The sequence below is a fragment of the Ottowia sp. VDI28 genome, assembly GCF_049532675.1.
In the GTDB taxonomy this organism is placed as follows: Bacteria; Pseudomonadota; Gammaproteobacteria; order Burkholderiales; family Burkholderiaceae_C; genus Ottowia.
In genome coordinates this window covers 1,840,617-1,853,468 of sequence record NZ_CP149820.1, presented here as the reverse complement: position 1 = coordinate 1,853,468, position 12,852 = coordinate 1,840,617, and the positions used below count along the sequence as shown (strand labels likewise).

Sequence of the window (12,852 nt, the reverse complement as noted above, 5' to 3'; positions counted from 1 at the left end):
GCACCCTACCCGGTTTTCCAACCAGTCACGTACACCTGACCGAAACGGCCACGGGCCAGCGAGAGGTCGACCGGGGTCCCCGCCGGCAAGCGGGTGGCCTCCGCTCCTTCGAGCAGCACGCTTTGCGGCACCTCGAATCCCTGCACGCGCAGCAGCACCTTGGCCCCGCCCACGCTTCGCGCCGAGGCAGGCTGTTCGCTGGCCTGCAGCACCGTGGCCCCGCGCCCAGGCAGCGCCTGGCGACCGGTGCGATCAAGATACCGGTAGCTCACGGCGCCTGCCGCGCACGCCCAGAGCGCAAGCCATAGCCCGGCCGCCACGGAAATCATCCGAGCCCGGCCGAAGCGGCGCCATGACCACCGGGCGGCCAGCACCAGCAGCGCCAGGGCCACCACCGCCTGGATGAAAGGCAGGCTTGCCTGCCAAAGCAAACTGCCGGGCCCTCCCACAGGCGCAGCCGCCGCGCTCAAAACCTGAAGCGGTGCCGGGTCTTTTTCGCTCAGCGTGGTCAGCCACCAATGCAAGGCGGCCACGGCAAAGGGCGGCGCGAACAGCAGCCAGGTGGTGCGCAGCGTGCGGCGATCGCTCGCCGCGGATGCCCCGCCACCTTGGGCCATCAAGCTGCCAGCCGGGACAGATCTGCCACGCGGTTCATGGCCTGGTGCAGTGTCTTCAGAAGCCCTTGTCGGTTCAAGCGCAAATCGGCCTGCTCGGCGTTGACCATCACGCCGTCGAAGAAGGCATCCACCGGCTCGCGCAGCGCGGCCAGCGTTTGCAGGGAGCCGGTGTAGTCACCCGCCTCGAACTGCGCATCGGCACGCGGCACGACGGCCTGCATGGCGGCGTGAAGTGCCTTTTCAGCGGGCTCCTGCAGCAGTTGCTCGTTCACGGCGGCGTTGACCTGATCGGTCTCGCCTGCCTTCTTCAGGATGTTGCCGATACGCTTGTTGGCGGCAGCCAGCGCAGGCGCTTCGGGCAGCTTGGCAAACGCGCGCACGGCATCCAGGCGCTCGGGCATCTCACCCCACAGCGGCCGCACCGCGATGACGGCATCGGCCTCCTGCACGCTGTAGCCCAGCTCGCGCAGGTAACCAGCCACACGCTCATAGAAGAAATTCAGCAGTTGCGCGTTGCTTTTCTCCGCGTCTGGCAGCAGGCTGCCGAAAGCGGAGGCCGCCCGCGCGATCACGGCAGGCATGTCGAGCGGCAGTTTCTTCTCAACCAGCATGCGCACAATGCCCAGGGCATGCCGGCGCAGCGCGAAGGGATCCTTGTCACCCGTGGGCAGGTTCCCGATACCGAACATGCCAACCAGCGTCTCGAGCTTGTCGGCCAGGGCCACGGCGGTGCCGGCTTGGCCGCGCGGTAATTCGTCGCCCGCGAAACGGGGTTTGTAGTGGTCCTCGATGGCGAAGGCGATGTCTTCGGAAAGCCCATCGTGGCGGGCGTAGTAACCGCCCATGATGCCTTGCAGCTCAGGGAACTCGCCCACCATGTCGGTGAGCAGATCGGCCTTGGCCAGCATGGCTGCCTGATCGGCCGCCTTGGCCAGCACCTCACCACCCAATTGCTGGCCCACCGCGCTGGCAATGGCGCGCACGCGCTCGGTGCGCTCGCCCTGCGTGCCGAGCTTGTTGTGGTAAACAACCTTGGCCAGCGCCGGCACGCGCTCGGCCAGGGATTTCTTGCGGTCCTGGTCGAAGAAGAACTTGGCATCGGCCAGGCGCGGGCGCACCACACGCTCGTTGCCTTCGATCACGGCGCTCGGATCGGCGGGCGAGATATTGCTCACCACCAGGAACTTGTTCGTCAGCCGGGCCTGCGCATCCAGTAGCGGGAAATACTTCTGGTTGGCCTTCATGGTGAGAATCAGGCACTCTTGCGGCACCTCGAGAAACTCGGTCTCGAACGCGCAGGTCAGCACATTGGGCCGCTCGACCAGCGCCGTCACTTCGTCCAGCAGCGCCTCGTCCTCGATCGGCGACAACCCCTCGCCGGCACGGGCGGCAGCCGCCTGGAGCTGCGCTTCGATCGCCGCGCGGCGCTCTTCGAAACTGGCGATCACGGCGCCCTGCTCGCGCAGCGTGGCGGCATAGCCGTCAGCGGTGCCGATTTCTATCGGATCGCGCGCGGCCTCGAAACGATGGCCGTGCGTGGCCCGGCCTGCCGTGAGACCCAGCGCCGTCACCGGCACCACGGCGTCGCCATGCAGCGCCACCAGGCCATGCGCCGGCCGCACGAACTGCACGCTGCTCCAGCCCGGCAGCTCGCAGCCCGATTCGAGTTGATAGGTCATCACCTTCGGGATCGGCAGCTTGGCGATCGCCTCGCCCAGCGCTTTCTGCAAGCCGGCTTCGAGGGTGGTGCCAGGCGCCACGCTGTCATAGAACAGGGCCTCGGCCTTGCCGTCCATGGCGCGCCGCAGAAGAGGCACTGCGCTGGCATCGGCCCCCGCCGCCTGCAGCCGCTTCAGCAGGGCCGGCGTGGCGTTGCCGCTGGCATCAAGGCCGACGCTGACAGGCATCAGCTTTTGCTGCACGGCCTTGTCGGCCGCCTTGCCTACCACCTGCGTCACATGCGCGGCCAAACGGCGCGGACTGGCGTATGCCGTGGCCACCGAACCCTCGGATGCCAGGCCTTGCGCCTTCAGTTGCTCGTGAAGAACGGAAGCGAAGGCTTCGCCCAGTTTTTTCAAGGCCTTGGGGGGCAGCTCTTCAACGAAGAGTTCGATCAGGAGATTTTGCACGGTCATGAAAGACATTCACATCAGTTGTCCAAAGCGCTGCAGCAGGCCACGAAACCCAAAGGTTCTAAAGGCTGCGGAGCAAGCCATCCCAGGGCCACCGCGGAGCGGGCTTGGCCCGGCCGCTGATGGCGTCCCCCCTGAGGGGGAAGGCGCGAAAGCGACTCAGGGGGAAGTTCATGCCGCTTTGCGAGGGGCCATCTGCGCCACCCATTCACGAGGGGCCAATGGGAAGCCCAGGCGCTCACGGGATTCGTAGTAGCTCTGCGCCACGGTGCGCGACAGGTTGCGGATACGGCCGATGTAGGCCGCGCGCTCGGTCACGGAGATGGCGCCGCGTGCATCCAGCAGGTTGAAGGTGTGCGCGGCCTTGAGCACCTGCTCGTAGGCCGGCAGGGCCAGGTGCTGCTCCATGAGGTGCTTGGCCTGTTTCTCGTGCGCGTTGAAAGCGGTGAACAGGAACTCCGCGTCCGAATGCTCGAAGTTGTAGGTTGACTGCTCCTGCTCGTTCTGCAGGTACACGTCGCCATAGGTGAGGCCTTCGGTCCAGGTCAGGTTGTAGACGTTGTCGACGCCCTGCAGGTACATGGCCAAACGCTCCAGGCCGTAGGTGATCTCGCCCGTGGCCGGCTTGCAATCGATGCCGCCCACCTGCTGGAAATAGGTGAACTGAGTGACCTCCATGCCGTTCAGCCACACTTCCCAGCCCAGCCCCCAGGCGCCAAGCGTGGGGTTTTCCCAATCGTCCTCAACGAAGCGGATGTCGTTCTTCTTCAGATCGAAGCCCAGGGCTTCAAGGGAACCCAGATACAGCTCCAGGATATTGGCCGGCGCCGGCTTGAGCACCACCTGGTATTGATAGTAGTGCTGCAGGCGGTTGGGGTTTTCGCCGTAGCGGCCGTCCTTGGGGCGGCGGCTGGGCTGCACATAGGCGGCTTTCCAGGGCTCGGGACCGATGGCTCTCAGGAAAGTAGCCGTATGGGAAGTGCCCGCCCCGACCTCCATGTCATAGGGCTGCAGGAGTGCACAGCCTTGGGCGGCCCAATATTGCTGGAGCTTGAGGATGATCTGCTGGAAGGTGAGCATGCGGCGCGGGCCCGTGCAAGAAACGAAAAAATCGCGGCATCGAACCGGCCGCGTCAATACGCAATTCTAAGAGAGGGGCCGAGGCATGCCCCGGCCCCGCGCTGCAATGCCCCAGAACACCAGCGCCAGGCACAGTCCCCAGAGCGGCCAGAGCCAGAATTGGGATGCCCACCAGGCGAATGGCGTCAGGTTCGTGCGGCCTTCGAACTGCCCCAACAGCACACCGCGGGTGAGGCGAGGCAGCTCGTAGGTCACCTGCCCGCGGTGGTCGATGATGGCCGTGGCGCCGGTATTGGTGGCCCGCAGCATGGGGCGCTCGAATTCCAGCGCGCGCATGCGGCTGATGACCAGATGCTGATCGATCGCCACGCTGTCGCCAAACCAGCCGATATTGCTGACATTGACCAGGGCCGTGGGCGCCGAGGCCAGGGTCGCGAAGCGGGCCGCGAGCTCCTCGCCGAACAAATCCTCATAGCAGATATTGGGCGCCAACCGCTGGCCTTGCCATTCAAAGGAAGGCTGGCCGACCGCGCCACGCTCGAAATCGCCGAGCGGGATGTTCATCATCTGCGTGAACCACTTGAAAAACGGCGGAATGAACTCGCCGAAGGGCACGAGGTGGTGCTTGTCGTAACGGAAAGGGGTATCTTGGCCGGGCTTGAAGCCCACCACCGAATTGGTGTAGCCCGCCTGCATGTCGCCCAGCGGCACCCCGAGCAGTGCCGCCTGAGGCTTGCCCGGATTTTGGCTGCCGTAGCGCGCCACCAGCGCATCCCAATAGCCCGTCGGCAATTGGCGCGGCAGCAAGGGGAGCGCGGTTTCTGGAGCCACCACCAGCGTGGCCTGGGCATCGCGCAACTGTTCGCCATACCAACTGAGCGAATCGACCACGCCGGTGCCAGGCACGAATTTCTCGTCTTGCGGGATATTGCCCTGCAGCAGGGCCACGCTCATGGCAGGCAGCTGGGCTTGTGCCTGTGGCGCGCCACACCATGTGCCAGCCCCGTTCAGCGCGCAGTCGCGGGCCACCCATCCCGCGCCGCCCAGTGCCAGAGCGGCCACAAGGGCCGCATAGACAGGCCAGCGCCCCCAACGGACACGGGGAGCCAGTACCAGCCCCATGGCCAACGCGGCCGCCACGAAACCGATCCCGTAGACACCCACATACCGGGCCAGGAATGCCAATGGCCCATCGACATGGGCATATCCGCCCGCGCCCCAGGGAAAACCGGTAAACCAGCTGCCGCGCGCCAGCTCGGCCAGTGTCCAGAGCGCGGCGAACAGCAGCGTGGGCAAGAAAGGACAGCCCGACAGCCTGCGCGCAGGCATCAACGCGAGAAAAGCGGCGCAGGCGATGCCGTAATACAAAGCCAGAAAGCCCGCCAGCGCCAACACCGCCGCCACGGCCAAGGCGGCGTTCAGCCCGCCATAGGTGTGCATGGAGATGAACAGCCACCAGAACACGCCGGCGAGCCAGCCCAGGGCGAACAGCCACCCCAGCCGCAGGCCGCGGCGCCAATTGGGCCCTGGGTCGGGCATGCCCCAAGTACTGGAACTCCAGGAGACCTGCCGTCCGGCCTGATGCACTAGTTGCCACGCCAGGAAGGCCAGGCTGAGCCATTGCAGCCACCAGCGCGGCTGGCCGCCCCAGGGATCCGCAACCGAAAGGGCTTGCGCGAAACCAGCCACCAGGGCCATCGGTGAAGAGGCCAGCCGGTGGACAAGTCTCATGAAAGATCGCGTTTCAGAAGAATAGGAGTTCAATCAGGCGCGCCGGCAGGCGTCACCTTGAACCAACGCACGGCCCCGCCCTTGGTGTGCAGCACCGCGAAATCGAGGCCGCCCAGCTGAAAGCGCTCGCCGCGCTTGGGCACATGGCCCATCTCGTGGGCGATCAGGCCACCGATGGTGTCGAATTCAACCTCCAGATCGCTGTCGGAGCGGGTGCCCAACTGCACCCCGAAGGACTCATTGACGTGTTCGAGCGGGGTATCGCCCGCCACTCGCCAGGTGTTGTCAGCCAGCGCGAAAATATCGCCTGAATCGGCGTCGATATCGAATTCGTCCTCGATTTCACCGACGATCTCTTCGAGCACATCCTCGATGGTGATCAAACCGGCCGTGCGGCCAAACTCGTCGACCACGATGGCCAGGTGGTTGCGATTGACGCGGAAGGCCCTGAGCAGGTCGTTCAAGCCCTTGGACTCGGGGACGAAAACCGCCGGGCGCAACAGGGTGCGAATATTCAGGTCAGGCGAACGCTGCAGTTTAAGCAGGTCCTTGGCCATCAGCGTACCGATGATGTTCTCGCGCTCGTCCTGGTAGACCGGAAAACGCGAGTGAGCGGTGGTGATCACCTCGTGCAGCAGTTCTTCGTAGGGCGCGTCGATGTTCAGCAGATCCATGCGCGGCGCGGCCACCATGGCATCGCCAGCCGTCATGTCCGCCATGCGAAGCACGCCTTCGAGCATGATCCGGCTTTCGGCGTCGATCACCTCGTTGTCTTCTGCCTCGGCGAGGGTTTCGATCAACTCGTCTGTCGAGTCAGGGCCGGGATTGATGAATTCGACCAGCTTCTGGAACAAGCTGCGTTTGTCTTCACGTTCGGAGGAAGGTGCCGAGTGCGCGGGGTGGGGGTCAGCCACTGTCTATGTGCAGGACATGCGGTAGTTGTGAAGCGTACTAGGATAGCGGAAATTGAATGACGGTTCCGTTATGCAGTTCCGAGCCGCCCGCCGAGCGCCCTGCGCCCGGTGCCGTGAACCGCTCAGCTGCCGGCCTTGTGGCGTGCTTCGCGCACGCCTGTGCGCACCTGCTGCACCAGGCCCAGCAGATCGCGCATCTGCGACATCTCGGACTTGAGCCAGTAATCGATCCGGCCGAGCCGTTCAGAGATCAGCCCGCTCACGCGCGTCTCCAGCGTAGCCTCCGGCAAATCCAGATGGCACTCGCTTTCACTGCCAGCACGCGCCACGGTCGCCCCCGCCTTGCGGGCAATCCGGATCATGGCGGCGTTTTCAGACAGGGCGTGGATGTAAAGCGTCTTCACGCCTTCGTTCACGGCGTAGATCGACGCTCTTTCGAACAGGCGCGAGCCAAAGCCGCGTCCCCGGGCATGCTTGGCCACGGAAACGCCGAATTCGCTGAAACCGTGACGCCGAAATTCGCTGGGGCGGGCCAGATGGGCCACCGCGATCAACTCAAGGTTGCGGTTGAAAATGCCAAAGACCCGGTCGCCCGCGAAGTCGATGCCCTTCACGTACCGCCGAATCTGCTCATCGCTCGCCACATAGCCGAATCGAAGATAGCGGTCATGCTCGTCCAGCGCCAGCAGGTGGCGTTCTACCTGGTCGCGGTAGCGAGGGCCGATCTCGCGGATCGGCACAATGGCAGGGACTTGGCCCGCCGAGGAGCGGTTCTGGGTATCCATGTACCCCATATTAGGATCCATCTCTAGAGTCAAAACTCCAAAGAACTCATTTTTGCTGCGTTGCAGCAAAAAAATGCAAAATAGTTACGCCCAATAAGTAATTTGGTTATACCGGATAAGCGGTTGTAGCCTTGACGCGGTCCAGGACGAAGCTGGTTTTGCAGTCTTGCACCGAGGGGTGGCGCAGCAGCGTATCCATCATGAAACGCGAATAGGCGTTCATGTCGGCGATGACCAGGCGCAACAGAAAATCCATCTCACCGGTCAGCGCCACACACTCGATGACCTCTGGCCAGCCCTGAACGCTGGCACGGAACACGTCCATCGGGTTGCGCTTGGCGCCTTCGGCATGTTTTTCGAGCCGGACATTCACATAGGCCACCAGGCCCAGGCCCAGCGCCTCCGGCCTGAGCAAGGCTACATAGCGATCAATCACCCCAGTGTCTTCCAGCCTCTTGATGCGCCGAAGCACCGCCGAGGCCGACAGGCCAATCCGCTCGCCAATGGCCTCGCAGGTGTCGCGGCCGTTGGCCTGCAGGCTGGCAAGAATGGCGCGGTCCAGTTTGTCCAGGGTAGAAAGAGGCATGATGGTCTGGATTCCAGGATCCGTAGGCCTTGGCCACCGGCGCCCAAATAAATTCTGCGCCAATCTCAGCATGCACACAAAAAACATGCATTCATGAGGCATTAAAAGCTGATTATCAGCGCAAATCAGCCTGAGACACGATGCAAATGCATGAAAGCTGACGAGGTTGCACACTACAGTACTGAGTTTTGACGCCGATCAAGCAGGAGACTCCACCATGAATACCCCGTCAACCGCCACCACATGGGACAACCCCATGGGCACCGATGGCTTCGAGTTCATCGAGTACGCGGCACCTGATCCTCAAGCCATGGGCGCCTTGTTCGAGCGCATGGGCTTTGCCGCCGTGGCCAAGCACCGCCACAAGGACGTCACGCTGTACCGCCAGGGTGAAATCAACTTCATCATCAATGCCGAGCCCGACAGCTTTGCCCAGCGCTTCGCCCGCATGCACGGACCCAGCATCTGCGCCATCGCCTTCCGCGTCCAGGATGCCAAGAAGGCCTATGAGCGCGCCCTGAGCCTGGGTGCCTGGGGCTATGCCGGCCAAGCCGGCCCGGGCGAGCTGAACATTCCCGCCATCAAGGGCATCGGCGATTCGATCATCTACCTGATCGATCGTTGGCGCGGCAAGAACGGCGCGAAAGAAGGCGATATCGGCAACATCGGCTTCTACGACGTCGATTTCGAGCCGCTGCCTGGCGTGAGCGGTTCGGCGGCCATCAGCCCCGAAGGCTACGGCATGACCGTGATCGATCACCTGACGCACAACGTGCACAAGGGCCGCATGGCCGAATGGTCGGGCTTCTATGAGCGCCTGTTCAACTTCCGCGAAGTCCGCTACTTCGACATCGAGGGACAGGCCACGGGCGTCAAGAGCAAAGCCATGACCAGCCCCTGCGGCAAGATCCGCATCCCGATCAACGAAGAAGGCAACGACAACAAGGGCCAGATCCAGGAGTACCTGGACAGCTACCAGGGCGAAGGCGTGCAGCACATCGCGCTGGCCACCCGCAGCCTGTACGACACTGTGGATGCACTGCAGATGGCCGGCGTCAAGCTGCTGGACACCAGCGAAACATATTACGAGCTGCTGCCCAAGCGCATTCCGGGCCTGCAAGAGCCAATCGGCGAGCTTCAGTCGCGCAACATCCTGGTCGACGGCCAGCCCGGCGAGCTGCTGCTACAGATTTTCAGCGAGAACCAGCTCGGCCCGATCTTCTTCGAATTCATTCAGCGCAAAGGCAACGAAGGCTTCGGCGAAGGCAACTTCAAGGCGCTGTTCGAAACCATGGAACTGGACCAGATCCGCCGGGGCGTCGTGTCCGCGCCGGAAGCCTGAAGCCCCTGGGACCGCCGAGCTAGAGCGCGACGGCCCCAGGCCGAATCACTTCGGCGATGGCATGCCGAAAGCCATAGCGCCCAACGCTCCCTGCAGCAGGCCGTAAATCCCGTACACCATCGCCGCGCCCACTGCCGCCGCAGGATCTACCCCAAACAGTGCCAGAGTGGCGGCCGCCGCTGCCTCACGCGTGCCCCAGCCGCCCACGCTCACAGGCAATGCGGCCATCAGAAAGATCGGCGCCATGGCGAACGCCCAGGCCGCTGGCGACAGATGAACACCCAGCGCCAGGGCGCCCGCCGCCAGCGCGGCCGCGGACAGGATTTGCACCGCCGCCGATGCCAGGGCCTGCGCCCCGACCTGCGCGGAAAAATCAGGACGCTCCGCCGCCGCGCGTAGCGGGCCGACCCAGCGCTTGCCCAGGCCTGTCCAGCGCCGCAGCACTGGCGGCAGTAGCCAGGGCAATGCCAGCCAGAGAGCCGCCACGGCCAGCGCCAAGGCAGCCAGCACCGAGGGTCTGATGGAGAAAGCCTTACCCAGCGTCTCTGCCGATAACGCGGCTCCCAGGCTGCCGATGAGGCACAGCATCCACAAACCGCTCACGCGATCGAGAATCACCGACCACGTGGAGGCCAGCGTGTCCTGCCCTGCCCGTTTGAGCATCACGGCCCGGTAGACATCCCCCCCACCACGGCGCCCGGCAGCAGCGCATTCAGGCCCATGGCCTGGAAATACCACCGCTGCGCGTCGCGCACGCCCAGGTCGCTGCCGAGCCAACGTGCCAATGCCCGCCAGCGCAGCGCCGAAGCCACATTCGAAGCCACAGCCGCCGCCAGCCCCGCCAGCAGCCATCCGGGCTTGGCTTCCCGCAAGGCGGTCACAACGCGCCCAGGCTCGGCCAGGGCCAGCACCACAGCCAGCAAGGCCAGCCCGAGCAGGCCGCGCAGCAGCGCTTTGTATGGCCGCTTCACACCACGCGCGCGGAGGCAGCCGATGATGGCTCGTCAACCATGCCAACCTCCTCTCTCACCACGTATTCGTCGGCGTGATACTGAGGCGCGCCTCCCGCCTCGTGATAGATGCGCATGAGCAATTCGCCCATCAAGCCGGCGGCGATGAACTGCATGCCCATGAGCACCAGCATCACGCCCAGCAGCAACAAGGGCCTGCCGCCAATATCTTCACCCGCCAGCTTGACGGCCAGCAGCCACAGCAAAATCAGCATGCCCGGCGCGGCCAGCCACAGCCCCAGGCCACCAAAGGCGTGCAGCGGGCGTTGGCGGTAGCGCATGAAAAACACGATCAGGATCAGATCGAGGATCACACGGAAGGTGCGGTCAATGCCGTACTTGGACACTCCACGCGTGCGCGCGTGGTGGCGCACCGGCACTTCCGTGATGCGGGCGCCGGCCTCTTTCGCCAGCGACGGGATGAAGCGGTGCAGTTCGCCATACAAGCGGATGCGGTCGATGATCGGCCGCCGGTAAGCCTTCAGCGCGCACCCGTAGTCGTGCAGGTGCACGCCGGTGGCCCGCGAAATCAACCGGTTCGCGATACGGGAAGGCAGCTTGCGCGACAGCTCGGCATCCTGCCGGTCCTTGCGCCAGCCGCTGACCATGTCGACATCGGGATCGTTCTCCAGCCGCTCCAGCAGCAGCGGAATGTCGCCAGGCTCGTTCTGCAAGTCGGCATCCAGCGTGACCACGTAACGGCCGCGCACGCGGTCAAACCCAGCCTGGAGGGCGCTCGACTGGCCGTAATTTCGCACCAGGCAGACGGCACGCAGCCACGGCCGCTCGGCCGCCAGCTCGCGCAACAATGCTGCGCTACCATCGGCCGAGCCGTCGTCCACCGCCAGCAGCTCGAATGAAAGAGGCTGGCCGGCCATCGCCTGGGCGATACGCTCCACCAGATCCCGCAGGTTGTCGACTTCGTTGTAGATCGGCACCACGATGGAGACATCGGGCGCCGGTTGACGGTCATGATTCATCCGCGAATTGTGCCTTGTAGGCATCGAGAAACGCGAGCAAGGCACAATTACCCGTTACCCTCATCCTCTGAACATGAATTTTTCCCAGGTGCAGCAAGCGCAGCCTCCCGGTCCGCCGGTGGCTCATCCGCTCTTCTGGTTGCTGCTGCTGGCGGTGACCCACGTGGCCGTTCGCGTGGCGATTTCTCCGGCGCTGAAGTGGGATGAGGCCGAACAGATGCTGTGGTCGCAGCAACTGGCGCTGGGCTACGGCGCGCAACCGCCGCTCTACACTTGGATGCAGTGGGCGGTGAATGCCGTGCTGGGCCCCAATGTGCTGGCGCTGTCGGTGCTCAAGCATGCCGCTTTGGCACTCACCTATGTACTGATGTGGCTGGCCGGGCGCGAGCTGCTGGGCCCCCGGGGCGCCTGGTGGGCCTCCGCCAGCATGCTGCTGCTGCCCCCTTGGGCTGGGATTCCGTGCGCGACCAAACCCATACGATCCTGGTCACGGCCATGACCTGCGCTGCCTGGTGGCTGCTGATCCGCCTGGTCAAGCGGCCCCGACCTCTGGATTTCGCCTTCCTGGGCCTCGTGTGCGGGCTGGGCATGCTCTCGAAATACAGCTTCGCCTTGGTGATAGGCGCCATGGCGCTGGCCGCGCTGACCGTGCCCGAGGCGCGCCGCGCCCTGCTCTCGCCCGGCTGGTGGTGGGCGCCTGTGGTCGGCCTGCTGGTAGTAGCCCCCCATGCCAGCTGGCTGCTCACGCACCTGCAGGAGGCCACGTCCGGCACCCTGCACAAGATGCAGATCCAGCAGGGCATGGCCTGGAGCAAGGGCCTGCTCAACCTGACGGCCGGCCTGGCCGGCATGGTCCTGCTGTGGGTGCTGGTGGCCCTGTGGGCGTTCCGCTCAGCCTGGTGGCAACGGCCGGTCAAGCCCGCCGCGCCCTGGGCCATGAGCGTATTCAAACGCTATTTCGCGCTGGTCTTGCTGGCCTTGCTGGGCATGGTGCTGGTGGGTGGCGTGACCAACTTCAGGGGGCGCTGGCTGTTGCCGCTGCTATGCGCAGCACCGCTCATGGCGTTCGTGGCCCGACCCGAGCTGCAGGAGCACCCGCGGGCGCGCCGCTACACCGGCGCCGTAGCGGCCATCGCCGTGATCCTTCTGGTAGCCGCTGGCGCGCGGCTGTGGTTCGGCATTGTCCGCGGGAATGCCGACGAGCTCAATCAGCCAGTCATTGAGCTGGCGGCTGCGCTGCAGGAAGCCGGTTACGACGGCAAGAGCCCGATCGTCGCGGCCGATCACATGCTCGCAGGCACGCTACGCACACGTTTCCCCGCGGCCCCCACCCAAGCCTGCTCCGCCGAAGAAGGCGATGACGTGCCGGCCTGCGTCGCCCAGGCGGCCCAGCACGCGCGCCAGTCCGGCCAGGGCTTTCTCCTGGTGTCGACCGACAGCCGGCTGGAGCCCCACTGGTGGAGCCGCGCGCAAAGCCAACTGCCGCCGATCGCCGTACTCGGTATTGAGCTACCCTTGCACCAGTTGACCAAATTGCCCCCGGCACACTATCAGTTCGCCTGGCAACCGGCGGCAAAATAGCAGTTCAGCGCCAGGGCGCGGCCCCAAAAAATATGACCCCCACACTCCCCGCTCCGCGTGGTCCGTTGCCCCCCGAGGGGGTGCTTTTTGTTTT

General features: G+C 64.7%; 13 protein-coding genes. 3 read left to right on the top strand and 10 right to left on the bottom strand.

The window, feature by feature from the left end:
* Positions 1-5: 5 nt before the first annotated feature.
* The 7 genes from WJU18_RS08795 to WJU18_RS08765 form a co-directional block, all read right to left on the bottom strand.
* On the bottom strand, positions 6-617 hold the full coding sequence (locus WJU18_RS08795; RefSeq protein ID WP_423459711.1) for a hypothetical protein: 612 nt from the start codon (positions 615-617) through the stop codon (positions 6-8).
* The gene (glyS, locus tag WJU18_RS08790) at positions 617-2,752 is read right to left on the bottom strand and encodes a glycine--tRNA ligase subunit beta (protein WP_423459710.1); all 2,136 of its coding nucleotides are present in this window, start codon (positions 2,750-2,752) and stop codon (positions 617-619) included. Before glyS ends, WJU18_RS08795 begins: the two co-directional genes overlap by 1 nt.
* 168 nt (positions 2,753-2,920) lie before the next feature.
* The gene (gene glyQ / locus WJU18_RS08785; protein ID WP_423459709.1) at positions 2,921-3,829 is read right to left on the bottom strand and encodes a glycine--tRNA ligase subunit alpha; all 909 of its coding nucleotides are present in this window, start codon (positions 3,827-3,829) and stop codon (positions 2,921-2,923) included.
* Between the two features lie 66 nt (positions 3,830-3,895).
* Positions 3,896-5,560 (bottom strand): apolipoprotein N-acyltransferase, encoded by a 1,665-nt coding sequence (lnt, locus tag WJU18_RS08780; protein WP_423459708.1) that lies wholly within the window; start codon positions 5,558-5,560, stop codon positions 3,896-3,898.
* Positions 5,561-5,589: 29 nt separating this feature from the next.
* Positions 5,590-6,474, bottom strand: coding sequence for an HlyC/CorC family transporter (locus WJU18_RS08775; protein WP_423459707.1), 885 nt, complete (start codon positions 6,472-6,474; stop codon positions 5,590-5,592).
* Positions 6,475-6,596: 122 nt separating this feature from the next.
* Positions 6,597-7,259 carry a GNAT family N-acetyltransferase gene (locus WJU18_RS08770; protein WP_423459706.1) on the bottom strand — a complete coding sequence of 221 codons (663 nt, stop codon included), beginning with the start codon at positions 7,257-7,259 and terminating at the stop codon, positions 6,597-6,599.
* A gap of 106 nt (positions 7,260-7,365) precedes the next feature.
* Positions 7,366-7,845 (bottom strand): Lrp/AsnC family transcriptional regulator, encoded by a 480-nt coding sequence (locus WJU18_RS08765; protein WP_423459705.1) that lies wholly within the window; start codon positions 7,843-7,845, stop codon positions 7,366-7,368.
* Positions 7,846-8,062: 217 nt separating this feature from the next.
* Here WJU18_RS08765 and hppD point away from each other — a divergent pair, with 217 nt between their 5' ends.
* Entirely contained in the window at positions 8,063-9,187 is a 1,125-nt protein-coding gene (hppD, locus tag WJU18_RS08760) for a 4-hydroxyphenylpyruvate dioxygenase (RefSeq protein ID WP_423459704.1), read from the top strand.
* 45 nt (positions 9,188-9,232) lie between these two features.
* On the opposite strand, the gene WJU18_RS08755 is transcribed toward hppD, so the two are convergent.
* Genes WJU18_RS08755 through WJU18_RS08745 form a run of 3 tightly spaced genes read right to left on the bottom strand, consistent with a single transcriptional unit; the run spans position 9,233 to position 11,177 of the window.
* A complete protein-coding gene (locus WJU18_RS08755) occupies positions 9,233-9,850 on the bottom strand; it encodes a lysylphosphatidylglycerol synthase domain-containing protein (protein WP_423459703.1) in 618 nt (205 codons plus the stop codon).
* Positions 9,850-10,158: a lysylphosphatidylglycerol synthase domain-containing protein gene (locus WJU18_RS08750; protein ID WP_423459702.1), complete on the bottom strand. Its 309-nt coding sequence runs from the start codon at positions 10,156-10,158 to the stop codon at positions 9,850-9,852. The genes WJU18_RS08755 and WJU18_RS08750 overlap by 1 nt, the downstream gene beginning before the upstream one ends.
* Positions 10,155-11,177 (bottom strand): glycosyltransferase family 2 protein, encoded by a 1,023-nt coding sequence (locus tag WJU18_RS08745; RefSeq protein ID WP_423459701.1) that lies wholly within the window; start codon positions 11,175-11,177, stop codon positions 10,155-10,157. The genes WJU18_RS08750 and WJU18_RS08745 overlap by 4 nt, the downstream gene beginning before the upstream one ends.
* Before the next feature lie 73 nt (positions 11,178-11,250).
* Here WJU18_RS08745 and WJU18_RS08740 point away from each other — a divergent pair, with 73 nt between their 5' ends.
* Positions 11,251-11,676 (top strand): ArnT family glycosyltransferase, encoded by a 426-nt coding sequence (locus tag WJU18_RS08740; RefSeq protein WP_423459700.1) that lies wholly within the window; start codon positions 11,251-11,253, stop codon positions 11,674-11,676.
* Positions 11,637-12,758, top strand: coding sequence for a glycosyltransferase family 39 protein (locus tag WJU18_RS08735; protein WP_423459699.1), 1,122 nt, complete (start codon positions 11,637-11,639; stop codon positions 12,756-12,758). The genes WJU18_RS08740 and WJU18_RS08735 overlap by 40 nt, the downstream gene beginning before the upstream one ends.
* The last annotated feature ends 94 nt before the right edge of the window (positions 12,759-12,852 follow it).

Excerpts from the sequence above, each read along its gene's own strand:
- glyQ (WP_423459709.1), bottom strand. The coding sequence starts at position 3,829 with ATGCTCACCTTCCAGCAGATCATCCTCAAGCTCCAGCAATATTGGGCC.
- WJU18_RS08795 (WP_423459711.1), bottom strand. The coding sequence starts at position 617 with ATGGCCCAAGGTGGCGGGGCATCCGCGGCGAGCGATCGCCGCACGCTG.
- WJU18_RS08745 (WP_423459701.1), bottom strand. The coding sequence starts at position 11,177 with ATGAATCATGACCGTCAACCGGCGCCCGATGTCTCCATCGTGGTGCCG.
- hppD (WP_423459704.1), top strand. The coding sequence starts at position 8,063 with ATGAATACCCCGTCAACCGCCACCACATGGGACAACCCCATGGGCACC.
- WJU18_RS08755 (WP_423459703.1), bottom strand. The coding sequence starts at position 9,850 with ATGCTCAAACGGGCAGGGCAGGACACGCTGGCCTCCACGTGGTCGGTG.
- lnt (WP_423459708.1), bottom strand. The coding sequence starts at position 5,560 with ATGAGACTTGTCCACCGGCTGGCCTCTTCACCGATGGCCCTGGTGGCT.
- WJU18_RS08740 (WP_423459700.1), top strand. The coding sequence starts at position 11,251 with ATGAATTTTTCCCAGGTGCAGCAAGCGCAGCCTCCCGGTCCGCCGGTG.
- WJU18_RS08770 (WP_423459706.1), bottom strand. The coding sequence starts at position 7,259 with ATGGATACCCAGAACCGCTCCTCGGCGGGCCAAGTCCCTGCCATTGTG.
- glyS (WP_423459710.1), bottom strand. The coding sequence starts at position 2,752 with ATGACCGTGCAAAATCTCCTGATCGAACTCTTCGTTGAAGAGCTGCCC.
- WJU18_RS08765 (WP_423459705.1), bottom strand. The coding sequence starts at position 7,845 with ATGCCTCTTTCTACCCTGGACAAACTGGACCGCGCCATTCTTGCCAGC.